Below are 24,969 nucleotides of genomic sequence, written 5' to 3'. Positions count from 1 at the left end.
ACCAGGCGGGCCCGCTCACATCACAAAGTGGTGGCAGAAGCATCACGGTCTCTCGCCTCGCCCAGAAGGACCACACAGCCCGTGTCTTGCCCCCAGGCTGTCGCACGCCAGTGATCCATGACGGCATCACCCTGACATGCATACCACCCATCCCCAGGGTCGATGACCGGGGACCTTGTACGTCGTTTCGGGCGCTTCCTACGCTGCCGTGCAATTCGGTCGGGCCGTTTCGCTCCGTGACCCGGCACCGACTCGCACAGGCTCAAAGGAGAGTCCCCACGATGACCGCAAGACTCGCGGCCGCGGCCACCGCCACGACGCACCGCAACCGCTCCGTCCGGATCTCGGGCGCTCTCTGTGCCGCGGCCCTGCTCACCCTCACGGCGGCGGGCTGCAGCAAGAAAGGCTCCGACAGCACGAGCGCCGGCTCCGATTCCTCGTCGTCCTCGTCCTCGTCCTGCGGCACCGTCCCGGCGGCGGAGTTCAGCGACACGGCTGGCCTGGTCAAGGCCCTGGGCGCGGACTACAGCTCGGCGTACAGCGGCTACTCCGGCACTGTGCAGAAGAGCGCCTGGGCGAACTGGAAGGGCAAGAAGTCCGGGACGATCACGGTCGGCATCTCCGAGTCCCAGCTGACGAACCCCTACCAGACGCTGATCAACAACGCGCTGCAGAAGTACCTCAAGGCGCAGGGCTACAAGGTCGTCGACCTCGTGTCCACCAACGAGGTCACCAACCAGATCTCGCAGTTCAACCAGCTGATCACCGACAAGGTCGACCTGATCATCTACCAGCCGCTGGCCGCCGGTTTCGAGTCGGTCGTCGACAAGGCCGCCAAGGCCGGCATCCCGTCCATCTCGGTGCTGAACAACGTGGCCGACGCCAACACCGTCAACGTCGTGCCGAACGCCTTCGCGGCGGGCGAGGCGCAGGCCGCCGCCCTGGCGAAGTCGATGGGCGGCAAGGGCACGATCCTCGGCGTGCACGGCATCAAGGGCGTGCCGATCGACACCGACACCTTCAACGGTGCCAAGGCCGCGCTCGCGAAGTGCTCCGGCATCACCCTGGACGACTCCATCTACACCGACTTCTCGCCCACCACCGCGCAGACCAAGGTCCAGCAGTACCTGGCGGCGAACCCGACCAAGACCATCGGCGGCGTCCTGGAGGGCGGCCCGATGACCACCGGCATCATCTCGGCCTTCCAGAAGTCCAACGTCACCGTCCCGCCGGTCGCCGACAACGGCCTGACCAAGGGCGGAGTGGCGTACTGGGCGGCCAACCAGAGCAGCTACAAGGGCGTCGGCCTGTTCAACCCGGCCGACGGTCTGGCCCAGGCCGTCGTCCAGGTGGCCAAGCACATGCTCGACGGTGACGGGGTCAAGGTCTCGGACATCGTCATCAACCCGCCGCTCGTGACGAGCGACAACCTGTCGAAGTTCTCGAAGTCGAGTTTCAAGACCGGCGACGCCTCCACCATCACGGTGGGCGATGTCGGCCAGACATTCGCGGAGACGAGCTACGTCGACGGCTTCTTCGGCTCGTAGGCAGCAAGTACGTTGAGGGAGCAAGTACGTTGAGCGAGCAGAGCCAGGTGGCCCTCGAAGTCACCGGTCTCGCCAAGTCGTTCGGGGCGACCAGGGCCTTGCGGTCCTGTTCGCTCCGGCTTCTGGCCGGCGAGGTCCATGCCCTGATGGGCGAGAACGGGTCCGGGAAGAGCACCCTGGTCAAGATTCTCACCGGGGTGCACGCCCCGGACTCCGGCGGCTACCAGGTCGCCGGCCGTGCGGTCCGCCTGGGCGGTCCCGCGGCGGCGATCGCGGCCGGTGTGATGGCGGTCTACCAGGAGGTCCTGGTGGTCGGCCCGCGCTCGGTGCTGGAGAACGTCTGGCTCGGCGCCGACGGGGTCTTCCGGCGGAAGATCTCCGAGCCGGACAAGCGGGCCAGGGCCGCCGCCGTACTGGGCGAACTGCTCGGCGAGGCGCCCGACCTGGACACCCCGGTCGAACAGCTCTCGCTGAGCGACCGGCAGGCGTGCGGCATCGCCCGTGCGCTGGTCCGCGAGCCCAGGGTGCTGATCCTGGACGAGGCCACCAGCGCGCTCGACGTGGCCACCCGGGACCGGCTCTTTGAGGCCATCGCCCGGCGCAAGGCGGCCGGCATGTCCGTGCTGTTCGTCTCCCACCGCATGGACGAGGTCGACGCGATCTCCGACCGGGTGTCCGTGCTGCGCTCGGGCGAGTCGGTGGCCACCCTGGACGCCGACGACGCCACCACGGCCGAGTTGGTGCGCCTGATGACCGGCGCCGAACACCTCACCGACATCCCCGAGGGCGGCGCACTGGCGCATCGCAGCGGCCCCGCCGCCGACGCGCCGGTCCTGCTGCGGGTCCGCGGGCTGCGGCTGCGGCCGGACGCCGACCCGGTCGACTTCGAGCTCCGGGCCGGGGAGATGGTCGGCCTGGCCGGCCTCGAAGGCCACGGCCAGGACGCCTTCATCAAGGCGCTGTGGCACGGCCCCGCGGGCGAGGGGTCCGTCGCACGGGTGGAGGTGGGCGGCGAGACCGAGATCCGCTCCGAGCAGCGGGCGGCCGCGGCCGGCATCGGCTACGTACCGCGCGACCGGCGCGGCGAGGCCCTGTTCGGGACGCTCTCCGTCCGGGAGAACTTCTCGGCGGCGACCCAGGACAAGGACACCCGCTTCGGGCTGCTGTCGCGGGCGTCCGCGCTGAGCCGGTTCGCGGAGTACCGGTCCGGCCTCAAGGTCCGGATGGGCCGCGAGTCCGACCCCATCACCACCCTGTCCGGCGGCAACCAGCAGAAGGTGGTCATCGCCCGCTGGCTCGCCCGCCGCCCGGACGTGCTCCTGCTCAACGACCCCACCCGGGGCGTGGACATCGGCGCCAAGCGCGACATCTACGCCCTCCTCGACGAGCTGACCGCACGCGGGGTCGCCGTCGTCATGCTCTCGACGGAGGTCGACGAGCACATCGAGCTCATGGACCGTGTCCTCGTCTTCCGCGAGGGCGTGCACTCCACGACCCTCGCCCGCAAGGCCCTGACCCGTCAGTCCCTGGTCGCTGCGTTCTTCGGCCGCACGGTCACCTCATCGGTCTCCGGCTCCGCCTCCCCGGATGGTGACTCATGAATGCCCTCGACGTGCTGCGGAGCCTGCTCGGCAAGCGCCCGTACGCGTTCGCCGGACTGCTAGCCCTGGTCCTGCTGGTGGTCAACACCGCCCTCCAGCCGGCGTTCCTGGCCTTCGGCAACTGGGCGGCGGTGCTCGCGTCCTTCGCGCCGCTGGCCGTCGCGGCGATGGCCAGCACCCCGGCGATCCTCTCGGGCGGCGGCGGCATCGACATCTCGATCGGCCCGCTGCTGACCCTGATCGACATCGTCATCGTGGCGAACCTGCTGCCCAACGGCCTCACTTCGCCCTTCGTGGTGATCCCGGCCTGCCTGGCGATCGGCGCGGCGATCGGCGCGGTGAACGGCACCCTCGTGGCCGTACTGCGGTTCCAGCCGGTCGTGGCCACGCTCTGCGCCAACATCGTCATCGGCGGTCTGGCCACCCAGGTGCAGGGCGACACCGTCCCCTCCGGCAGCACCTCGTGGACCAAGGACCTGGCCGGCTCCTTCGGCCCGGTCCCCGGCGCGCTGCTGACCATCGGCGCCCCGTTCCTGATCTGGTGGGGCCTGTCCCGTACGCCCTTCGTCAAGGCGCTGTACGCGGTCGGCGGCGACGACGCCACGGCGTTCTCCGCCGGAGTGAACGTGCCGAAGGTCCGGATCGCCGCGTACGCGCTCGGCGGGATGTACGCGGGCATCGCCGGAATCGCCCTGATGTCCCTCATCAGCGAGGGTGCGGCGAGCATGTCCGCGCAGTACACCCTGCTCGCCATCGCCGCGGTGGCCCTGGGCGGCACCTCGCTGGCCGGCGGCCGGGGCTCCCTGTTCGGCTCGCTGCTCGGCGCGGCGAGCATCTACCTGATCAACAACCTGCTCAACGTGGTGAAGGTGTCCACCCTGTGGTCCACCGCGATCTACGGCGCGATGCTGCTGTTCGCCGTGATCGTGGGCGCCGTGTTGACCAACGCCCGCAGGAGGGCCGTCGCATGACCACAGACACCGCGGTCGCGGACCCGGCGACGGAAGGCGGCGGGGTTCCCCTCCTCCACACGCTCAACGAGTGGCAGCGCCGCATCCCCCTGCTCCAACTGCTCGCCCTGGTCTCGCTGTACGTCTACGGCCTGAGCACCATCGACGGCTTCGGCTCGCAGCGGGTGCTCTACGCGATCCTCGTCAACGCCTCGCTGCTGGGCCTCGCGGGCGCCGGGCAGACCATCGTCGTCCTGGTGGGCGGGATCGACTTCTCCATCGCGGCGTTCATCTCGGCGGGCAATGTCATCATCGCCGAGCTGTGCGGCACCGACCACTGGTCCACCGGGGCCGCGGTGGCGGTCGCGCTGGCCGTCGGTGTGCTGGGCGGTTTCGTCAACGGACTGCTGTCGTACCGCTTCAAGGTCGAGCCGCTCATCGTGACGCTGGGCGTCAGCGCGCTGCTGTCCGGGCTGGTCCTGAAGTGGATCAACGGCTCCGCCACCGGGGTCGCCCCGGCGTGGCTGGGCAAGCTGACGGCCGCCAACGGCACGACCTTCGGCCTCGGCGTTCCGCCGGTGATCGTCATCTGGGCTGTGGTGGCGATCGTCATCGGCCTGGTGCTCACCCGCACCCGCGCCGGCCGCAACCTGTATCTGACCGGCGTCAACCAGCCCGCCGCGCGGCTGGCCCTGGTGCGGGTCAACCGCACCTGGATCTACGCGTACGTCGCCAGCGCGGTGCTGGCCACTTGCGTGGGCATCCTGCTGGCCGGCTACTCCGGCTCGGGCAACGTCACGATCGGCGACCCCTACCTCTTCCAGTCCCTGGCGGCGGTCATCGTCGGCGGCACCATGTTCGGTGGCCGCGGCGACTACTGGCGCACAGTGCTCGGCGCGCTGGTGCTGTCGGTGGTCGCCCTGCTCCTCAGCGCCAACCAACTGTCTTCCGCCTCGCAGGACATGATCACCGGCGGACTGATCCTTTTCGTCGTCGGCCTCTACGGCCGGGAAAGGCGGCTACGTGACCGCATCTGAAGCAGGGCGAGTGCACTTGGGCATTGGCGAAGTCGTGGTGCTGGCCCGTGACCACGGATCTCAAGTCCCGACAGGGCGTGTAGTTCAACGGCGGCCCCTCAGGGCTCCGTCGTTCTCATGATCGGCCGGGAATGATCACGTGAGTCCGAGGGTTGTCAGCGGCCGGGGCATGTTCGGTCGTACGGGGCTCCGCGCCGGTGCCCGGCTGCCAGCGACAACTCGACCAGCGTCACCGGGTCTCCGGCGTCCCTGTGGCCGCGTGCCCGCTCGTTGAGGTAGCGGAACTGGGCATCCCGGTCCGGGTACTGAGCGCCCTCGATGGTCTTGGCGTTGGCCTGCAGACTGAAGCCTTCTTCCCGCAGCAGTCCGGCGACCGTGTCGGCGCAGACCCGGTGGCCCTGCCGGGTCAGCCCAGCTGCCAGCTTCCAGGTCGACTTCGTCGTCCAGCGCAGCGATGACATCGGATCGCCCCGCTCGTCGGACTCAACCAACGCCAGCAGCGCCGGCAACAGCCCCACATCCAGCTCGGCAGCCTTCTTCCTGCCTCCACCGGGACGACGGACCCGCCCCAACGGCCGCTGGCCTGAGTCCAGTTCAGTCACCCCATGCGAGACCGTGCCGTCCCGGACCCCGGCCGCAGCGGCGACAGGCCTGATCCCGCCATGCCCCAGCGACCGCGCTTCCGCCCCTATCGCCAGCCGACGCTGACGCTCGTCCAGATGCGGCATCAACACCTGGAACTTCGCAGCCAGGACCGCCTCGATCCCCTCCGGTCTCCCCATACCAGAACAACGATGCCCGCAGCTGGAAGCCTCGACTTGCTTTCCGGCAAGCCCGTAGGGCAGCCGATCACGAATTTCGAACCAACGAACAACATTGCCTCGGGGGGGGCAGCCTCGCGCCGTACCTGACGTACTGGCTGGAGAACATCGCTGTCCACCATCTCCGTGAGACCACCCACACCCGCTACACCGCCATAGTCGAGCAGTACCTCATACCGGACCTGGACCCGAAGAAGCTCGCGAAGCTCACCGCCAAGGACGTCCGGACCTGGCTGAACGCCCTGCGGATCGTCTGCCAGCGCTGCGCGCGCGGTACCGACGCCGAACGTGAACCCAACGCCCAAGCCAGCCGACGTCCGCGCCCAAGGTCGGCATGCCCGCACGCTCACGGAACCAGCGACTGCCGGCCGACTGCGATCGCGGCTTCCTTACTGGTCAGCCCTTTGGCGATCTCTCGCCAGAACAACCGTTCCACATCTCGGTGAAGCGACGGTTTCCCAAGCGACTTCATCGGCGCCCTGCCCGTCAGCGCCTTCATCCACCCCGCTGGCCTGCCCATCAACACCTCCAAGATCGAGGTGTTGCGATGACCGGTCGAATCCGCCGAATACTGCTCCCGTAAGTTCCAGCGGGCCTGCCTCAAACTGGGCATCGTGCAGTCCATAGGCAGATTCGGATCTTGCTACGACAACGCCGTGAGCGAGGCGTTCAATAGCTTGCTGAAGGTCGAGTACATCCACCGGCACACCTTCCGCACCCGCACGAGGCCCGCATCAAGATCGCCACCTGGATCACCGACTTCTACAACACCAGGCGGCTCCACGGCGTATGCAGATTCAAGAGCCCGATCGACTACGAACGCGAGTTCCGGGCCACCCTCGCCGAGAGACTGGCCGCATAGATCGTCTCCACGCCGCGAGGGGATTGACAGGCCACCTCTCCCCGCCCTGCCTCGGGCATCTGCCTGTCGCATGCGGTGCCAGCGCAGAGGCGCGATGCAGAGAGCAGGCAGCGGGACGCCACGGCGACGCTGGACCTGGTGGCGGACGTAGAGAACACGATTGTCGAGGGCGACGTCCGACCAACGAAGACCGACGATCCCTCCCCGCGCAGCTGGTACAGGAGGAGGAAATGCCTTCCGCTCGGCTGGCGACTGATCAGGCTCTTCATTCCGCGCACGTCTACGCCGAACGGGAACCGGAATGCCGTCCGCCCCGCTGGGCTTCGGATTCCGGCTCACTCCGACCGAACACCCTATTCGTCGAGGAACTGATATTCCTGGCTCGCGGCCCGGATCGCCACTGCGCCGTCGCGGACCTGCCACTCGCTCATGCCGTCGACTTCGTGGCTGACGAAGAACAGGCCGGTGATCAGGTCGTTGTCCTCATCGGAGGCCGGAATCCGCGCCACGCGCCGCAGTCGGTCCAGGAACCAGTCGACCGACTGAGCACGCATCTCGACACCGAAGAAAACCCAGTTGACGAAATTGTACTGCCTCGAGGGAAAGGCCCAGCCGCCGCTGTACGTCCGGTCGGCATCGTCCGATTGAACGATCTCTTCGACCTGGGCAAACTGCTGATCATCGCACTCCAGCCAACCCCTGATCCGAACGAGGGCACCCACGACGATCACTCTCCCCTAGATTTCAGGCGTCATGGACGCGGCTCGTGATCGCCCCGAACGGATTCCACGATCTTTGAACACACCCCCGAAATGATCATTTCCTCCTGTCTCACCCGGATGGCATCGACGGAGTTCAGCAGATATTCGACCCTACCTGGAGGGTGCGCACACAATTCCCCGGCGACCCTGTCCAGGCCATAGAAAACGGCCCACTGCACATCCGACCCCGGCGATAGTTGTGATTCGACATCGCGAAACCAGCGTTTGATCACCTTCTGATCGCGCAGAACGAGCTCATATCGATGCCCGCCGGGGTACGGAGTCCGCTGCAGCAGTCGTTGCGTAGCGGAGATGGGCAGTTCAGCGCCGTCTACTACGAGCCTGACAGAATCTTCGTTCACCGCAGCCTCACGAAATTGGTCCCAGGGATCGACGACTTGAATGTAGAGACACTGTCCGGGGCATACAGTGAGAGTTCGATATTGGTTTCTTCCTGGAAATCCGCGCGAATCTTGCCCAGCGTGTCGCGAACCCAGCGCCCACTACGACCTTGAAGCACTGCAGGGTCGATCGAAACGAGCATATCGAGATCGGACTCCGCCGTAGGGCCCCGGCCTCGATAGGTGCTACCGGCGCGGGACCCGAACACCTCAACTCCGTCCACCACGGGCCTGTCCCCCACCCTCAGCCCGTCCAGCCGAGCCATGACCCGAGAAAAGGCGGCCTTCGGAACCCCAATGAGGCCCTCCGCTTCCTCACTCGCAGCGCCGGCCGCAGCTTCCTCACTCGCAGCGCCAGCCCCGGCTCCCTCACCGGAAGCACCGGCCCCGGCCAGCAGCGTCGGCGCCATGTCGCAGAGTGTGCCCGCCGCGCAGGGGTTCTCGGGTATGTCGCGGACATCCGCCCAGGTTTGGTAGAAGTGCGAGAGTTCCTGGCACCCGCCCTGGGTCATGTCCTGAGTGCACCTCCCGCGGAAGTAGAGCTCGACATTGGTCGCATAGGAGTACGCAGGGTTGTACTCTCCCTGGTTGGCCATCTGCGCCACGCTCGGGTATTTCGGCTGGAACATCTGGACGGTTTTCAGGGGCGGGATCGGAACCTGGGCGGCACCGCCCTCATGGCATCCGTCGCAGTAGTGCTCATTGTTGACGTCAGGGTTGCACCAGTGCGTGTCGCAGTAGTGGCTGGAGCCCTTGTAGTTGCTGGATTGGGGGTCGTTTTCGGAGTGGTAGTCGCCGTATGTGCCGTTGCTGCCGGAGCAGTAGCTGGACGGGTAGCACGATTCGAGTCCTGTGGGGTCGCTGCTGGCGATGGGGTTGTCGGCGGCGTAGGCGTATCCGCCGAGTTCCTGGGGGCTGGCGGCTTCGAAGACTGGGTCGACGCTGATGAAGCTGCCGAGAGCCGGGTCGTACTTGCGGGCGCCGACATCGGTGTAGCCGGTCGACGTGTCCTGGGGCTTGCCGAGGTAGGAGTGGGTGGGGTCGGGCCAGGTGGTCGTGTTGGCGCTGGAGCGGGGCTGGCCGTACGGGGTGTACTGCTGACGGGCGACCTGCTGGGTGGTGATGTCCATCGCCAGGGAAGCAGTGCCCTGCGGGTCGTTGAAGAGGTACTTCGTGCCCCCGCCCGTGAGGCTGGAGCGGACTGCTACGGGGGCACCTGAGCCGCCGTGGCTGTAGGTGCGGACGGCGCCGAGCAGGACGTTGGGGGTGACGCTGGTGTTGACGACGATCTCGGTGTCGCCGGCGAAGAGGCTGGTCTGGCCGGGGTCGCGGCGGATGAGCTGGGTGCCGTCGGCGTCGTAGACGTACTTGGTGCTGGTGGGGCTAGTGCCGTCGGTGTCGACCTCGGTCAGGTGGCCTTCGTCGTCCCAGTTCAGAGTCTGGCCCGGTCCGGTGGTGGGGGTGCGGGTGTGCAGGTTGCCGTCTTCGTCGTAGCCGAACCTGGTCGGGTTGGTGCCGCCGGTGGTGGCGGTCAGGGTGTGCGGCTGGGCGCCGGTGGAGTTGCAGCCGGTGGTGCAGCCGTCGGCGTAGGTCGTGGTGCTCGTGGTGCCCGATCCGCCGATGGCGTGGTCGATGCTCTGCTTGCGGTCGCCGACCGCGTCGTAGCTGAAGGACTGCCAGTAGGAGCCGGCCGTGGTGGACAGGGTGCTGCTCGTGGGCGGGTTGGCCGCGCAGTTGTCCTTGGCGGTCCAGGCGTCGGTCAACCGGTCGAGCGTGTCGTAGCTGTAGCACTGCTGGTCGGTGACGGTGTTGCCGGTCTCCGACTGCTGGTCGGTGGTGGAGGTGGGGTTGCCGGCGGCGTCGTACGTGTACTTGGTGTCGTCCACCGTCGGACCGGGGGCCTGGGTCCGCTCCACGAGACGGTCGGTCGGTCGTCGGGTCTGGTCGTCGTAGCTGTAGGTCGCCCAGGCAGGATTCGTCGACGAGCCGAAGGTGACCCGGGAAAGCTCACCGTAGTTGGTGTAGACGGTCGCGCCGACGTAGGTGCTGATACTGCTGGACGTTTTCGTCGGATTGCCCAGTGCGTCCCGGCCGTAGGTGATGGTCTCGTTGTTCAGGCCCTGGGTTCGCGGGTCGACCTGTGTCTTCGGCAGCTGGTCGTTGGAGGTGTACGTGTAGGCCGTGGTGTACGTCGACGGCAGCGGGGCCTCCGATGCCGGCAGCGTGATCTTCGTTCCGGTCGGCTTACCCAGGCTGGTGTAGGCGGTGGTGGCCACCGTGTACCCGCCGGTCGTGCCCTGGACGTAGCGGGTCGACGAGGTCGGCAGGCCGATCCGGAGGGTGTCGTAGGTCCAGGAGGCGAACTCGAAGTTCGACTCGGACTTGTCGGTGGCCGTGAGCTTGCGGCCCAGCAGGTCGTAGGTGTAGTCGAGCTCGACTTTCTTGGCGTCCGTGGTGGACGTCAGGTTGCCCGCGTCGTCGTAGCGGTAGCTGCTGCCGCCCGCGTCCGGGTCGGTCTGGGACGTCTTGTGGCCCAGCAGGTCGTAGCCGAAGGTCCACACCGCCTTGTCGGGACCGGTGACCCGGGTCTGCTGTCCGGCGTCGTTGTAGCCGTAGGCGGTGGGTGAGGGGCTGCCGCCGGTGGCGGTGAAGCCTGTCGCCGCGGATCCGCTCAGTGTGGGCGCGTTGGTGTACTGGTCGAGTTCGGTGGTCTGACCGCGTGCGTTGACGACCGTGGAGGTGGCGACCGCACCCTTGGGCGGCAGGACGGTGGTCTTGTCACCGGTGTAGGCGGTGGTCGTCGTCCAGGTCTTGGCCCCGTCGTGTTCCTCGGTGACCAGGTCGGCCCGGCCCTGTCCGTCGTAGTCGGTGACGGTGGTGTCGGGGATGGAGACCTGTGAGACCGATATCAGGCTGTTGCCGGGGCTGCCAGCCACGTTGTAGGCGTTGTTGGTGACAACCGTCCAGCCGTGCGAGTCATATGCGGTGTCGGAGACCGTGATGGTCGAGTTCTCCGCGGTCGCCTGTACCTGCAGCGGACGCAGCATCGCGTCGTACAGCGTCTCGCTGGTGCTGTAACTGCCGCTGTCCAGCAGCGTGTTGGAGGAGACGACCGAGGGGGCCGACTGGGACAGGGCATAGGTGTAGGTCGAGTTCGCCGGGTCGCCGTTGGCCTTGATCTCGTTGGGCAGCCAGACACCGGTCATGCGGCCGAGGGCGTCGTAGGTGAGCGAGGTGAGCATGCCGGCCGCGTCCGTCTTGGCCGTGGGCAGGCCCCGTGCGGGGTCCAGGGTGCTGCTTGCGAGCTGGCAGTCCTTGGACGACGCGGTCGCCGTGGAGCAGTCCACACCGGATGTGACCTGGGTGATGGTCGTGCTGCTTGTGGGGAGCGCGCCGGTGGTGGGGGTGTAGGAGGTGTAGACGGTCTGGTCGAGGTTCTTTCCGTCGGGGGAGACCGAGTGGGGAGTACGGGTGGCCTTGATGGTGCGGCCGTACGAGTCGTAGGTGGTAACGGACTGGTCCACGAACGCGGTGGCGATGGTGCCGGCGGCGGCGGACGCCTGCTGGTCCAGCGTGGCGTCACCGATCGCGGGGAGTGCCGGACTCTGCTGGCCGTCGCCGTCGTACGCGAAGGCGTTGTGGTCGTAGGAAGTACGGACGTCGGAGAGCAGGGTGCCGCTCGGGGTGGCGCCGGCGCTGGAGCAGTCCTGGGAGGTGGAGATGACCTCTGCGGGCAGGACCAGGGTGCTCGGAGTGCCGGTGAGGTAGCGGGTGTAGGTGCACTTGGAGACGTTGGCGCTGTCGGTGGTCTCGCCCCGGTCGTCGACCTGCACCGGCATGCCGGTGGTCGACTTGCCCAGCGTCCGGTTGTAGAAACTGTCGGTCTCGGTCCCGCGCCAGCCGTACGACACGGCCTGGCGGGTCAGCGTCTTGGCGGGACGCACCATCTGCGCCGTCAGGTCGGGCAGGCCGCTGCGGTTGCGGCTGGCCGTGGGACCGATGATGGTGGGCACGTTCACGACGGCCTTGCTCAGGCTGCCGCCAGCGGCGGAGTACGTGTCGGTCTCGAAGGTCTGGCCGGCCAGCGTGTCGTCGTCCGCGACCGAGGTCGCACCATCCTGGCTGGTCAGTTCCGCCACCGAACGGGTCTTGCCGGCCGGCAGCGTGTCGCCGTTCATGCCCAGGAAGTAGTACGTCTTCGCGAGCGTCTTCTGGTCGTGGACCTTGGCGCCGTCGGTGTAGTGGAAGACGTTCGGGTCCCCGGTGGTGACGTCCACCTCCGGGTAACCGCGGAACTGGCCCCAGGTACGGTTCTTGGCCTTGACGGTCTCGTTGTCGTCGTAGTGCCAGCCGGGGTTGCCCTTGTAGGCGTAGTCGGTCTCCAGCTCCGGCTGGGTGCCGTCCTGGTATGAGTTGTGCGGGTCGGCGGTGACTACCGCGGTGACCTTGTACTTGTAGAACCAGTCCATCCAGGGCGCGGGCTGCCCGTCGGGGGTCCAGTACACCGGGAAGCAGGACAGGGTGTTGGTGGAGGCGAAGGTCCGCGCCGCCGCGTCGGTGGGGTCGTTCGGGTCGCTGGCCGGGGCGCTGGAGCAGCCGGGCCGGTCGTAGGTGACCGTCGTCTCCGCGCCCGTCTCGGTGGTGACCGTCTGGATCCGGTCGTGGTACATCAGCGGCATCTGTGGGATCGTGCCGACTCGGTTGGGCAGTTGCAGCGGCGGGTCGAAACTCACCGCCGGCGTGGACGCATTGGCCGACGCGCCGCCCAGGGTGTCGAGTCCGGTGTGCTGGACGGAGTCGAGCCACAGGGTGGGGGCGTGGTCACCGCCGTCGGGGAACGACTGCGCGAAGGTGTACTTGTCAACCTGCTTGGTGGTCCCGCCGGTCTGGAACTGCGTGGTGATCGAGGTCAGGCGCTTGCGTGACCAGAAACTCGGGCCATGGTTGGTGCAGTTCGTCGACCCCGATGTGCAGTTCAAGTCCATCGGTACGTCAGGCCAGTAGGCGGCGTTGGCGGGGGTGAACTGGCTGTCCGCGCAGGTGTTCCCGGACGGGGTGCCGGGGATGCAGCGCTCGGCCGTGTCGAAGAGGATCTGTTCCGGAGCGGTGGCGGAGTAGATCGTCGAGGACGTCATGCCGTAGTCGATCCGGGACAGCGTGCCGCCGCGCGTGTAGGCGACGGCGGTGTTCTTCGTGTCCGCGCCGTAGTAGCCGGTCTCCGGGCTGTAGTACCAGGCGGTGGCGTTGCCGTGGGCGTCCACCACGTAGTCCAGGTTGAACCGGTAGCCGAGCGTGCAGGCCGTGTCGGCGAAGGTCGTGCTGTCCGGGCACGTCGAAACCCCGCTATGCGCGTGGTAGACGGGCTCGGTCCACGCGGACTTGGTCTCGTCCTTGCCGCTGGACCAGCCCGGCAGCCGGTTCAGGCCGAAGAAGTACTGCGACCCGGCCTCGGTGACCTTGAAGTACTCCTTGTTGTCGGTACCGTTCGTGGCACCGGTCAGGTCCTCGACCTTGGTGGTGGAGTCGTCGTCGGCGGGGTGGAAGGTCTTGGTGGCGTCGTCGTAGACGATGTCGGTGGACTTGCCATTGAGCGAGAGGGTGAGGATCTGTCCCGCCCAGCACTCGTCGCCGTCGTTGTCCGGAGCTCCGGAGGAGGAGTCGTCCTTGCAGGACTTGTAGGTGCGCTCGATGTAGTTCTCGGTGGAGTTCCAGCCGTCTCCCAGCCAGGAGGACTGGTTGTTGGTGCCTTCGGTGCGCGCGTCCTGGGTGGAGGAGCTGTAGGACAGGCCGACGTTCGGTGCCGCCCCGCCGATCGCCGGAGGCACCGAGATGGGGTAGCTGTAGGTGAAAGCGCCGGTGTTCCCCGAGGTCGACCAGGAGCCACCCGGCGACAGGCTGGTCGCTGAGTAGTCGCCGGAGGAGCCCGACGTGCCGGAGGTCGCCGCCATGACCACCATGGCGGTGGACGACGCCGTCGCAGAGCGGACGGCGGAGCCGGCTCCCGGGGTGGCGGGGGCTGCGGCGGGCACAGAGACCCGCGCGGACAGCGGCGTGCCGGGGGCGGTGCGCACAGTGGTCTGGGTCTGGCACTTGGCCAGCTTCGGCGTGGTCAGCGCGCACTCCGGCAATTGAACCAGGTGCAGGCGGGAGGCGAAGTCTCCGCCGAAGGCGTAGCGGAACGACGAGTCGTCCACGCGCAGGGCAACCTGTCCGGCGCCCGGGCTGGTACGCCGCAGGGTGAAGAGCACACCGTGGACGCCGGCGGCGCGTGCGGTCCTCTGGTCCAGCACGGTGACCCGTACACGCTGGGACCCGGTGGCGGCACCGGCCTGTGGGCGCGCACCGGCGGCGGGCGCGAACAGAACGGGCGTACGACCTGCCCGCACTTCGGACGCCCTGCTGCTCAGGTGCGCCGTGGTGGCAGCAACGGGCAGGGATACATCGGCGCTGCCCTGCTGGGGCAGCCGATCGTGGGCAGTGGGATCGAAGTGCCGGAACCCCTTGTGTCCGGAAACGTGCCGGGAAGTGGCGCGGGTGAAGGGGATGCGCTTGTCCTGGGGCACTGCGGGAGCGGACACATGACGGTTCGTCGGTGCGGCCGCCGTGGCGGAACTCGCCGGCAGCAGACCGGCCACCAGCAGGGCGCCGATGGCGACGTATGCCGTACGGCGCAGCCCTCGGTCGCGTGCTGCCGACCGCGCGCGTCTCCACCTCATTCTCCGCACCATGGTGTGCGTCCCCCTCCCCGTACGGTGCGCAGGTCAAGTCGCCCTGAAAAACGGGTGATTGAGCGCACGCCGAAGGGAGGCACAGTCGTTCCGACCCCCCGTGAACCTTCACGCTAGGGCCTGGACTGAACACGACAAGCAAAGAAGCTTCACATGAAAGGCAAAGGCATCTCCTAGAATGGAACCCAAGTTGACTTGTATACGTCAAAAACGGACGGCGTAAGGGACTGGTTAGCCCATCGGCGATGGACCCCGCCCCCCTCGGCACTGAGAATGCACAGCGGCGCGGGCCCACGGGGGGGCCGCCTGAGACGTGCGAGGGATCCCAACGCCGATGTCCACCATTCGCTCCATACGTGTGTCCAGACGCCCTGCGCCGAGACCAGTCGCCGTGGCCGTGGTCGCGGCTCTCGCAGCAGGGTCGCTGACCGCCACGGTGACGGCCCACGCAGCGCCCACCGCCTCCACCCGGCCATCCGCCCCGAGCCCGAAGTCTCACAGCGAGCGTTCGGGGTCCGCCACTCTGCGCCACAACGCCACCGAGTCCGCGTCCGCCCGGGCCAAGGCAACCGGGAAGCCGGTGACGGTCAACCAACTCACCGACACGGGCACGGTGGTGGTGGCCAATCCGGACGGCACCTTCACCCGCACCGACTCCTCGATGCCCGAGCGCGCCCGGCAACATGGTAAGTGGGTGCCGATCGACACCACGCTGGTACGGCAGGCCGACGGGACATGGGCGCCCAAGGCCGCCGTCACCGACGTGAGGTTCTCCGGTGGCGGTTCGCGCGAACTGGTCACGATGGGCAGCGACAGTGACCGGCTGGGATTCTCCTGGCCCGGCAGGCTACCCGAGCCGGTGATCTCCAAGGACACCGCCACCTACCCGAACGTCCTGCCCCAGGTCGACCTGCAGCTGACCGCAGACGCCTCCGGGTACTCCTCGATCCTCGTGGTCAAGTCCCGCGAGGCGGCGGCCGATCCACGGCTGCGGAACCTCTCGCTCGGCGCCACCTCAAGCAATCTGAAGCTGACGTCCACGCGCGGCGGCGGCACTCTGGCCACGGACAAGCGCACCGGCGAGACGGTGTTCCACAGTGACACCGCGCTGATGTGGGACAGCGCCGGTCAGAAGACCGGCGGTCCGGCACTGTCCTCGGCCCGGGCCGAGCACACGGCTGCGGCCAAGGTCGGCAGCCACCGCGCCCAGGTCCGGGTGAGCCTCCGACACGGGCAGCAACTGCTGGGCCTGGACCAGGAGTTGCTGACCGCCAAGACCACCGCCTACCCGGTCTACGTCGATCCCGAGTGGAGCGGCAGACCCTCCCAGCTGGACTGGGCCCGGATCTCCGACAACGGGTGGAACGTCTACAACTCGACGTCCACCTCGGGGTCGACCAACGCGCGCGAGGGCTGGGACAACTCCTATCCCGGCAACGGCGAGCGGGCCCGCACCTACTACCAGATCAACACCAGCGGCATCAAAGGCGCCGTGGTCAGCCACGCCTCGCTGTACGTGAAGCAGCTCTCCGCCGCCTCCTGCTCCGACACCCCCGCCGCCGTCTACGGCACCGACCGCCCTGCAGCGTGGAGCTCCTCAAAGCTGTACTGGGGCAGCGAGCCCAAAGTCCGCACCGACGCACTCGGCACCAACCCGGTCAGCCACGAGGCCGGCACCTGCCCGGTCACCGACGGGTCCAACTCCTGGGTCAGCCCGCCCTCACTCGAATTCGACGTGACCTCCCGGGCCCAGAGCGCAGCAGCCGGCAGCTGGAGCAGCATGACGCTGATGGTCCAGTCACCAAACATGAACGACGCCTCCCAGTGGAAGCAGCTCGCCTACGGCGGCGGCGCCACCATGTCGGTCACCTACAGCTACCGGCCCAAACTCAAGAACGGCACCGGCACCCCGGCCGTCAAGCCGTCCACGGTGAACCTGGGCAAGACGATGACCACCACCCACACTCCGACGCTGTCGGCGCGCGCGGTCGACCCGGACCTGGCCGGGGGCAGCGAGCTGGTGCGCATCGAGTACAACATCTACAACTCCTCCGGCACCCTGATCCACCAAGGCTTCGGCCCCAGCACCGACTCCAAGAAACGCGCCCGGTACAACACCAACGGCAGCGACTGGACAACCCCGAGCCTGCCGGACGGCACATACACCTGGAAGGCCACCGCGCAGAACGCCGCGGGCTACTGGGCCGGAACCGGATCAGGCATCTGGACCAAGACCCAGACCTTCACCGTGGACACGACCGCGCCACCCATGCCCACCGTGACCTCCAGCCAGTTCCCGGCCGGGCAGATCGGCGCCGCCTACAGTGACAAGGGCACCTTCACGCTCAGCAACAATCACACCAACAATATCACCGGATACCTGTTCGCTCTGGACGCCACACTCGGCAGCACGGTCTACAGCAGCAGCAACGTAGTCCACGTGACCAGCACGACCAAGATCACGCCAGGCCAGGCGTACTACGTCACGTCCGACAACGGTCCCGGTACCGGAACGTCGGTCCTCAACGGCAGCGCCTCCCCCGCCTTCGCCCCAGGGACCACAGGTCCGCACACGCTATACGCCAAGGCCGTGGACCAGGCCGGCTCGACGTCCGTCCAGCTGCCCTACAAGTTCTACGCCGGCACCAGCACCCCGACCTACGCCAACGGCGACAAAATGATCACCGGCTGGACCGCGACCAACACCGACGGCACCACCGCAGCCGTACCCAAGGCGACCACCACCACCAAGGGCGGCCAGCTGATCAGCCAGGCCGCCGGCAGCGGCTACGAGTTCGCAGACGGCTACCAAGCCTGGCTCGCCAACAAGAGCACCACCTCGAAGGTAGTCTCCGGCGACAGCGCCACCTTCAGCTTCGACATCCCCAAGGACGGCCCCTGGAGCTTCGGAACCAACCTGACCAAAGCCAAGGACTACGGCATCTACCGACTGGTCCTGGACGCGGGCAAGAGCACCCAGACAACACTGCTCAGCGACTACGACGCCTACAGCTCCTACACCACCACCCACTACATCGACCTCGGCATGCCCAAGGACGCCAACGGACAACCGTTCACCCTCAACCAGGGCGTGCACACCCTCACCCTCACCCTCACCGGCAAGAACTCCAAGTCGGCCGGTTTCCAGGCGGGCCTAGACGTGCTGCGGCTGGGACCGGCACTGGCCTGCGTGATCAACGACACCAGCAGTTGCCTGAACAACACCGCGACCAGCACCTTCACCACCACGACCAGTCCGGCCGACGCTGACGGCTCCGGCAACAGCATCAACTCAGCCGACGTGACGAACACCTCGGGCTGGCAGAGCGGCAAGACGGTCACCGTCGACGGCGCCACCATCACCCTGCCGAAGTTCGGCACCGGCACCTACGACAACATGCTGGCCTCCGGGCAGACCCTCACCGTGCCGAGCAGCGGCGTGGTGAACACCGGTGACGCCGTGGTCTTCCTCGCCTTCGCCACCGGCGGCGCCGCCAAGGGCGCCACCGGCACCATCACCTACGCCAAGAACAACTGCCTCGACCTGGACGGCAATCCGGCCGACCAGTCCTACACTCTGGACACCGTGCCCGACTGGATCAGCGGCTCCGCCTCCGCGGCCGCGCTGACTCTGGTCCACGAGAACCACAAGGACAACACCCAGACGAGCCCGAGCTCGGGCCCGAAGGTCTACGCGGTCAGCGTCCCGCTGGCCTGTCCCGGCTCGGCCATCAGCAGCATCTCCCTTCCGTTGTTCACCAACGGCGTCCAGTCCGGCCAACCCTCCCTGCACGTCCTCGGGACGGGGGTGCGTCCGCTGACCGCCACCGGCAACGGCACCAGCGCCCAGCACTGGGTCGGTACCTGGTCCTCCGTCCAGGACACCGCCAAGGTCCGGCAGTCCGGCGGCACCACGGCCGCCGTCAATGGCCAGACGCTGCGTATCCCGGCCCACGTCAGCATCGGCACCGACAGTGGCAACGGCGTCCGCATCCACCTGTCCAACGCCATGGGCACCGCACCGGTCACGTTCGACGCGGCCTCCGTCGCTCTGCAGGACGGCACGACCGGCGGCGCCACAGCGGCCGCTGCGCCAGTACCGCTGTCCTTCGGCGGCCCCGCCTCCACCTCCGTCACCATCCCCGCAGGCGGCGATGTCACCAGTGACCCGGTGACGCTGGCCGTGACGCAGCAGGCGACCGTGCTGGTCAGCGTTCAGGTGCACGGCTCGGTGTCCGCCATGCCCGGCCACGCCGTGGCACAGTCGCCCGTGTGGGTCAGCGATGCGGCCAACCGCACCCGCGACACCACGCCCGACAAGTACGCACAGACCACCTACACCGGAGTGCCGTACCTGGCAGGCATCGACGTCACCACACCGGCTGATACCCCCACCGGCTCGCTGGTCCTCTACGGCGACCAGAGCGTCAACGCCGACACCGGCAGCGGCGACGGCCAGCACCACCTGAGCGATGCCGTCACCAGTGCCCTCGTCAACGACCCCAACGGAGATGGCTCTATCGACTACGGCGTCCTCAATGCGGGTACCAACGGCAGCAGCCTGAGCGACAACCTGCTGCCGCAGGGCACGTACAGCGACTCCCCGGTCAACGCCCTCAACCCCCTGGACCGGAACGTCCTGGCTCAGGGCAACGTGCGAACCGTCCTCGTCTCGACGGGCGCCACCGACCTGCTCAACTGCACAAGCGATGCCAACACCTGCGCCAAGAACGTCGAGAACGGGCTGAGCGCGCTCAACAGCGAGCTGAGCTCGTATTACACCGACGACGGGCAGTTCTCCGTCAACGGCCAGCCGCTGTTGGAGAACTCCAACATCATCGTCTATGTCGCCACCATCCCACCGTTCACCGCTGCCCACCCGGGTACAGCGACACAGGAAACCGCACGCAAGCAGGTAAACACGAAACTGTCCGACGACTTCCCGGGCCAGGTCATCGACTTCGCGGCGGCGGTCTCCGCGGATGGCACATCGACGTCGTCCACCGTCAAGACCGCCGACCTCTCAAACGGAAGCCCCTCCGACACCTACTACACCGACCTCGCCGCCCGCTACCTCAGCGACACGAACAACCCTGACACAATCGCCATCGCGCCGAACCTGATCGTCCCCGTCGCCACCGGCAGCGACACCCCCGACAACGAATGGGAACTCGCCGCCGACGGAACCGACCAACGCGGCGACAACCCGTTCACCGCGGTCGGCGGCGCGATCTCAAACGCAGCCGGACCCGACGCGATCAACGCCCCCGCCGCCGCTACCTCCTTCGACGGCAGCACCGGATTCCTGGAAAGCGACCACACCGCGGTCAACACCCTCGCCGACTACACCGTCTCCGCCTGGGTGAAACTCGACTCGGCCGCCGGCCCCGCCACCGCCATCTGCGAGGGAACCAGCCAACACCAGGCGTTCTACATCGGCTACGACCGCGGCAACCAGGGCTGGATGTTCCAGACCACGACCACCAACGACGACAACTCCGACTTCCCCACCGCCGAAGGAGACGCGAACACCGGAGCCATCGGCACCTGGACCCACCTCCTCGTCACCTACACCGCACCCGCGGACGGCGACGACAGCACCGGCGTCATGTCGATCTACCAGAACGGCACCCTCATGGGGACCGCCACCAACCTCACCCCGCAGTACGACTCCTCCATGCCCCTGACCATCGGCGGCTGCATCAACGACCCCACCGCGACCTCCCCGTACAACGCCTTCCCCGGCTCCGTCTCGGACGTCCAGGTCTACCCCTACGCCATGACCGCGAGCGACGCCGACGCAAGCAGCGTGATCGTACCCAGCGGCTGGCAGAACGGCATGCCCGAGGACGACTGGAAACTGGCCTCCAACGGCACCGACACCGCCTCCCTGAATCCGCTCACCCCGACCGGCAGCGCCACCTTCAACACGGACGCACCGAGCGGAATGGTCGGCAGCGTCGCCTTCGACGGCAGCACCGGCTTCCTCAAGAGCAAGCAGAGCGCGGTCAACACACTCGGCGACTACACCGTCTCAGCCTGGGTGAAGATCAACTCAGCCCTCGGCACGACCGCCGTCTGCCAGGGCACCACCCAGCACCAAGCCTTCTACCTCTCCTACGACAAACCCAGCGCCGCCTGGATGTTCCAGACCACCACCACCAACGACGAGAACTCCGACTTCCCCACCGCCGAAGGAGACCCCAACAGCGGCCCGACCGGCACCTGGACCCACCTCGTCGCCACCTTCCGGGCACCGGTCCCGGGAAGCTCCACCACCGGCAACATGGCCCTCTACCAGAACGGCACCCTGATCGGGACCGCCACCAACCTCAGCCCCCAGTACGACTCCTCACTGCCCCTCACCATCGGCGGCTGCGTCAACAGCGCCTCCGCCACCACGCCGTACCTGGCCTTCCCCGGCTCCGTCGCCGACGTCCACGTCTACCCCCGCACGCTGTCGGCGACCGAGGTCAGCGCACTGCACTGACCTACCGCCGCCCCAAGGCCCGCGCCGACTCCGACAGGAGCGGCGCGGGCCCGCCCACGTCCACGACCGAACACCGACCACTAGATCCGCAATTCGACGACGGATCCACTCAGCCGCCCGGCAGACGCGGTGTTGGACGAGCAGGCGCGCCAGACCAGGACCCAACCAGCCGGCGGGACTCGGTCGCGCTGCCAGCTGTCACCGGCGAGTCACAAACCCCGTGGACGCCCTCTCGGCACAGGATCTCGAAACTGGACATACATGCCCGCATGGGACCGGATAGACGCCCCTGGACGGCTTCTACGACATGTGCCAGGTGGTACCCAGCGACGGGCCCAGAACCAGCACCGAGGCTTCTTCCGGCCCGTCAAATCGGTATTGCAGGGGGTAGGACGTACTCTCACTCACCCGACTCACGCTCCCACATCTCCCTACGGCCCCTATGACGGGGGCTGTGAAGAGACGGGCCGGATCAGGTGAACGACCGCTCGGACGACATCGCTTTCCAGGCATCGGACGCCCCCGCGTCCGCCGGGTCCCGCCCTCCTGGCGCGGGCGATCGCCACCCCAGGGCAGAGGCGACGGCACACACGGAGCGCCCGACGTCCAGCGGCTCCTGCATGCCGGCCGCCACGCAGGCGTAGCCGGTGCCCCGCGAACCGGCACACCGCGTCATTTCGAAGGAATGCGAAACTCGAATTCGGGACGGTCCCACGGCACGACGGGCGGGTTCGCGAACGCGGTCCCCGTCCGCACCGCACCGACACGGTGGTAGAAGTCCTCGGCAGGAACGTGCGACACGACCTTGACACGGTCGAGCCCTGCGGCACGCGCCTCGGACTGCATGTGCGTGACGAGCAGCCGTCCAATCCCCCGTCCTTGCGCTTCGTCGGCGACGAACAGCAGGTCGAGCTCGGGTGGAACGAGGACGAGCGAGTAGAACCCGAGGACCCTGCCTCCGTGCTCGTCGGCGCCGACGGCCACGAAGGCGCGGTGTGCCTCGATGTAATCAGGACCGACCCGGTAGTCCGCGACTGCGGCTGCGTACTTACCCTCGTAGGCGCCTGAGCCACGCACGAGCCGCGTGAGCCGTTTGGCATCCCGCGCGACGGCCCTCCGTATCGTGATCGGCTGGCTGACCGGAGAAGTACGTGAACCCATCAGGAGAGTATTTCGCATCGGGGAATGCCTTCGTGCGGCGGGTCTGCCCTCTTGTCCCGGGGCCGGGGCAGACGAGACGGATGCCGACCTGAGCGCCAGTACGTCTTCGGCGGCTGGTCATGTCGAGCGCTCGTTGGATCACACAGGCAATGGATCACCCTGTCCCGCTCTCCGGGTACCGTCAGGGTATGAGTCATCCGCACCCCGACCTGACAGCCGCCCCTCCCCTTCCCGAAGGAGGGCTGCGGGTCATCGCCCTGGGCGGCCTGGGTGAGATCGGCCGCAACATGACCGTCTTCGAGCACGCCGGCAAGCTGCTCGTCGTCGACTGCGGCGTGCTGTTCCCCGAGGAGACCCAGCCCGGCGTGGACGTGATCCTGCCGGACTTCACCTCGATCCGGGACCGGCTGGACGACATCGTTGCCGTGGTCCTGACCCACGGCCACGAGGACCACATCGGCGGCGTGCCGTACCTGCTGCGCGAGCGGTCCGACATTCCCGTCGTCGGCTCCAAGCTGACGCTGGCGTTCCTGGAGGCCAAGCTCAAGGAGCACGGAATCCGGCCGCGCACGGTGCGGGTGCAGGAGGGCGACCGGCGTGGCTTCGGCCCCTTCGACTGCGAGTTCGTGGCGGTCAACCACTCCATCCCCGACAGCCTCGCGGTCGCGATCCGCACCCGGGCCGGGATGGTGCTGCACACCGGCGACTTCAAGATGGACCAGTTCCCTCTCGACGACCGCATCACCGATCTGCGCGCCTTCGCCCGCCTCGGCGAGGAGGGCGTGGACCTGTTCCTCACCGACTCCACCAACGCCGAAGTACCCGGCTTCACCACGTCCGAGCGTGAGCTGAACCCGGCGATCGAGCAGGTGATGCGCACCGCGCCGCGCCGGGTCATCGTCTCCAGCTTCGCCAGCCACGTGCACCGCATCCAGCAGGTCCTGGACGCCGCCCACCAGCACGGCCGCAAGGTCGCCTTCGTCGGCCGGTCGATGGTCCGCAACATGGGCATCGCCCGTGACCTGGGCTATCTGAAGGTCCCCTCCGGTCTGGTCGTGAGCACGAAGGAGCTGGAGAAGCTCCCGGACCACAGGATCACTCTGGTGTGCACCGGCTCCCAGGGCGAGCCCATGGCCGCGCTGTCGCGGATGGCCAACCGCGACCACCAGATCCGCATCGGCGAGGGCGACACCGTCCTGCTCGCCAGCTCCCTCATCCCCGGCAACGAGAACGCCATCTACCGGGTGATCAACGGACTCACCCGGTGGGGTGCCCACGTGGTCCACAAGGGCAACGCCAAGGTGCACGTCTCCGGGCACGCCAGCGCCGGCGAACTCGTCTACTGCTACAACATCGTCAAGCCCCGCAACGTCATGCCCGTGCACGGCGAATGGCGCCACCTGCGGGCCAACGCCGACCTCGCCATCCGTACCGGCGTCGACCCCGAACGGGTCGTCATCGCCGAGGACGGCGTCGTCGTCGACCTGGTGGACGGGCGCGCATCCATCACCGGCAAGGTCCCCGCCGGCAACGTCTACGTGGACGGCATGGAAGTCGGCGGCGCCACCGAGGCGTCCCTCAAGGACCGCCTCGCCCTCGCCGCCGAAGGCGTGGTCACGGTGGTGGCGATCGTCGACGCGGACACCGGCGCCCTCGCCGAGGCCCCCGACTTCCTGGCCCGCGGCTTCGTCCACGACGACGCCACCTTCGAGCCGGTCATTCCCGTCATCGAGAAGACCCTGGCCACCGCGGCCGAGGAAGGCGTCGGGGACGCGCACCAACTCGAACAACTCGTCGCCCGCGCCGTGGCGAACTGGGCGTTCCGCACCCACCGCCGCAAGCCCCTCATCATCCCCGTCATCATCGACGCCTGAGCCCCAGCCCGGCAGCACGATCCCCGGTTCCGGCCGCGGCCCCGCCGGCATCGAGGTCGGGCACGCCCGGACCGGTCGGTGGCGAAGCCGCCGGACGCGGCGAGGCGGATCGCCTCGCCGTGGGCGACCGACAGGTCCGCGAGGGGCGGTTCACCCCGCCCAGATGGTGCACCCGGACAGCGTCCACTCGGGGCAGGTCGGCACCTGCGCGTCTCGGCCGGGCGCGAAGGCGACCGCTGCCAGGAACGCGACCCAGCGGTACAGGGGCACGCCTGGTGCGCATCTGGGCCATTTCCCCGGGCGAGTCCGCCGGCCACGCCGGTGAAGCGGTCAGATCGCCGGGCTCATCGACTCAGCCGCCGCTCTTGCGCCTGAACGACCGCTGGCTCGCGGCCGGGCCGTGCGCCGAACGCACCTTCGACGCATCGGAATTGGCGGCAGTATCAGCGGCGTCCGCCTGCGCACCGCGCTTGCGCGCCAGGGCTTCGCGGAACTTGCGCTTGAGATCGTAGTTGCCGTCGCTGTCCGGCTCCAGAGGGGACGTCTCGGGGGCAGCCGGCTCCGAACCTTCCGTAGATGCGGGCTCTGCGGTCATGGTGACCTCCTGGGTTCGGGGGTGAGCAAGCACAGCTTGTCATGCTGGGCGCAGTGCGAGGCGCCGGCAACGTCATCCTGCTCCGTTTCGGCTGGTATCCCTCTCACGGCCAAAGGCGTTGACTTCGTGGGTGAGGCGCAC

At 67.8% G+C, this 24,969-nt stretch carries 10 protein-coding genes and 5 pseudogenes; 7 read left to right on the top strand and 8 right to left on the bottom strand.

The features are described 5' to 3' along the window. Positions 1-281 precede the first annotated feature (281 nt). From AB0D74_RS23320 to AB0D74_RS23305, 4 genes are read left to right on the top strand one after another with little or no spacing between them, the layout of a single operon-like run. Positions 282-1,547 carry a substrate-binding domain-containing protein gene (locus AB0D74_RS23320; RefSeq protein WP_362590090.1) on the top strand — a complete coding sequence of 422 codons (1,266 nt, stop codon included), beginning with the start codon at positions 282-284 and terminating at the stop codon, positions 1,545-1,547. A gap of 29 nt (positions 1,548-1,576) precedes the next feature. Next, positions 1,577-3,148: a sugar ABC transporter ATP-binding protein gene (locus tag AB0D74_RS23315; protein ID WP_362590087.1), complete on the top strand. Its 1,572-nt coding sequence runs from the start codon at positions 1,577-1,579 to the stop codon at positions 3,146-3,148. Continuing rightward, positions 3,145-4,119, top strand: a complete 975-nt coding sequence (locus AB0D74_RS23310; RefSeq protein ID WP_362590085.1) for an ABC transporter permease — start codon at positions 3,145-3,147, stop codon at positions 4,117-4,119. The genes AB0D74_RS23315 and AB0D74_RS23310 overlap by 4 nt, the downstream gene beginning before the upstream one ends. Then, positions 4,116-5,135 carry an ABC transporter permease gene (locus AB0D74_RS23305; RefSeq protein WP_362590082.1) on the top strand — a complete coding sequence of 340 codons (1,020 nt, stop codon included), beginning with the start codon at positions 4,116-4,118 and terminating at the stop codon, positions 5,133-5,135. Before AB0D74_RS23310 ends, AB0D74_RS23305 begins: the two co-directional genes overlap by 4 nt. 218 nt (positions 5,136-5,353) lie before the next feature. On the opposite strand, the pseudogene AB0D74_RS23300 reads toward AB0D74_RS23305, so the two are convergent. Further along, positions 5,354-5,863: pseudogene (locus AB0D74_RS23300) on the bottom strand (ISAzo13 family transposase); the annotation flags it as partial. Between the two features lie 161 nt (positions 5,864-6,024). Here AB0D74_RS23300 and AB0D74_RS23295 point away from each other — a divergent pair. After that, a pseudogene (locus AB0D74_RS23295) lies at positions 6,025-6,246 on the top strand (N-terminal phage integrase SAM-like domain-containing protein); the annotation flags it as partial. 40 nt (positions 6,247-6,286) lie between these two features. Here AB0D74_RS23295 and AB0D74_RS23290 read toward each other — a convergent pair. The 4 genes and pseudogenes from AB0D74_RS23290 to AB0D74_RS23275 form a co-directional block, all read right to left on the bottom strand. Continuing rightward, a pseudogene (locus tag AB0D74_RS23290) lies at positions 6,287-6,455 on the bottom strand (IS30 family transposase); the annotation flags it as partial. A gap of 394 nt (positions 6,456-6,849) precedes the next feature. Next, positions 6,850-7,025, bottom strand: a pseudogene (locus AB0D74_RS23285) (site-specific integrase); the annotation flags it as partial. A gap of 146 nt (positions 7,026-7,171) precedes the next feature. Then, entirely contained in the window at positions 7,172-7,540 is a 369-nt protein-coding gene (locus tag AB0D74_RS23280; protein WP_362590079.1) for a hypothetical protein, read from the bottom strand. 397 nt (positions 7,541-7,937) lie between these two features. Then, positions 7,938-14,696, bottom strand: a complete 6,759-nt coding sequence (locus tag AB0D74_RS23275) for an RHS repeat-associated core domain-containing protein (RefSeq protein WP_362590076.1) — start codon at positions 14,694-14,696, stop codon at positions 7,938-7,940. 592 nt (positions 14,697-15,288) lie between these two features. Between AB0D74_RS23275 and AB0D74_RS23270 the strand changes: the two genes are divergently transcribed. Beyond that, positions 15,289-21,198, top strand: coding sequence for a LamG-like jellyroll fold domain-containing protein (locus AB0D74_RS23270; RefSeq protein ID WP_362590074.1), 5,910 nt, complete (start codon positions 15,289-15,291; stop codon positions 21,196-21,198). A gap of 306 nt (positions 21,199-21,504) precedes the next feature. Here AB0D74_RS23270 and AB0D74_RS23265 read toward each other — a convergent pair. Continuing rightward, positions 21,505-21,606 (bottom strand): annotated as a pseudogene (locus AB0D74_RS23265) (3-oxoadipate enol-lactone hydrolase); the annotation flags it as partial. A gap of 264 nt (positions 21,607-21,870) precedes the next feature. After that, the gene (locus AB0D74_RS23260; protein WP_362590071.1) at positions 21,871-22,359 is read right to left on the bottom strand and encodes a GNAT family N-acetyltransferase; all 489 of its coding nucleotides are present in this window, start codon (positions 22,357-22,359) and stop codon (positions 21,871-21,873) included. Between the two features lie 188 nt (positions 22,360-22,547). Between AB0D74_RS23260 and AB0D74_RS23255 the strand changes: the two genes are divergently transcribed. Continuing rightward, the gene (locus AB0D74_RS23255; protein WP_362590068.1) at positions 22,548-24,233 is read left to right on the top strand and encodes a ribonuclease J; all 1,686 of its coding nucleotides are present in this window, start codon (positions 22,548-22,550) and stop codon (positions 24,231-24,233) included. Positions 24,234-24,585: 352 nt separating this feature from the next. Here AB0D74_RS23255 and AB0D74_RS23250 read toward each other — a convergent pair whose 3' ends face one another. Further along, the gene (locus tag AB0D74_RS23250) at positions 24,586-24,828 is read right to left on the bottom strand and encodes a DUF5302 domain-containing protein (protein ID WP_362590065.1); all 243 of its coding nucleotides are present in this window, start codon (positions 24,826-24,828) and stop codon (positions 24,586-24,588) included. Between the last annotated feature and the right edge of the window lie 141 nt (positions 24,829-24,969).

Source organism: Streptomyces sp. NPDC048278 (assembly GCF_040652195.1).
Taxonomy (GTDB): Bacteria; Actinomycetota; Actinomycetes; order Streptomycetales; family Streptomycetaceae; genus Streptomyces.
Note: the sequence above shows the minus strand (reverse complement) of the source record. Positions and strands in the feature narration are given on the sequence as shown.

What these genes read in the sequence shown, in the direction of transcription:
- AB0D74_RS23320 (WP_362590090.1), top strand. Translation starts at nt 282, where the DNA reads ATGACCGCAAGACTCGCGGCCGCGGCCACCGCCACGACGCACCGCAAC.
- AB0D74_RS23310 (WP_362590085.1), top strand. Translation starts at nt 3,145, where the DNA reads ATGAATGCCCTCGACGTGCTGCGGAGCCTGCTCGGCAAGCGCCCGTAC.
- AB0D74_RS23305 (WP_362590082.1), top strand. Translation starts at nt 4,116, where the DNA reads ATGACCACAGACACCGCGGTCGCGGACCCGGCGACGGAAGGCGGCGGG.
- AB0D74_RS23275 (WP_362590076.1), bottom strand. Translation starts at nt 14,696, where the DNA reads ATGAGGTGGAGACGCGCGCGGTCGGCAGCACGCGACCGAGGGCTGCGC.
- AB0D74_RS23260 (WP_362590071.1), bottom strand. Translation starts at nt 22,359, where the DNA reads ATGGGTTCACGTACTTCTCCGGTCAGCCAGCCGATCACGATACGGAGG.
- AB0D74_RS23255 (WP_362590068.1), top strand. Translation starts at nt 22,548, where the DNA reads ATGAGTCATCCGCACCCCGACCTGACAGCCGCCCCTCCCCTTCCCGAA.
- AB0D74_RS23250 (WP_362590065.1), bottom strand. Translation starts at nt 24,828, where the DNA reads ATGACCGCAGAGCCCGCATCTACGGAAGGTTCGGAGCCGGCTGCCCCC.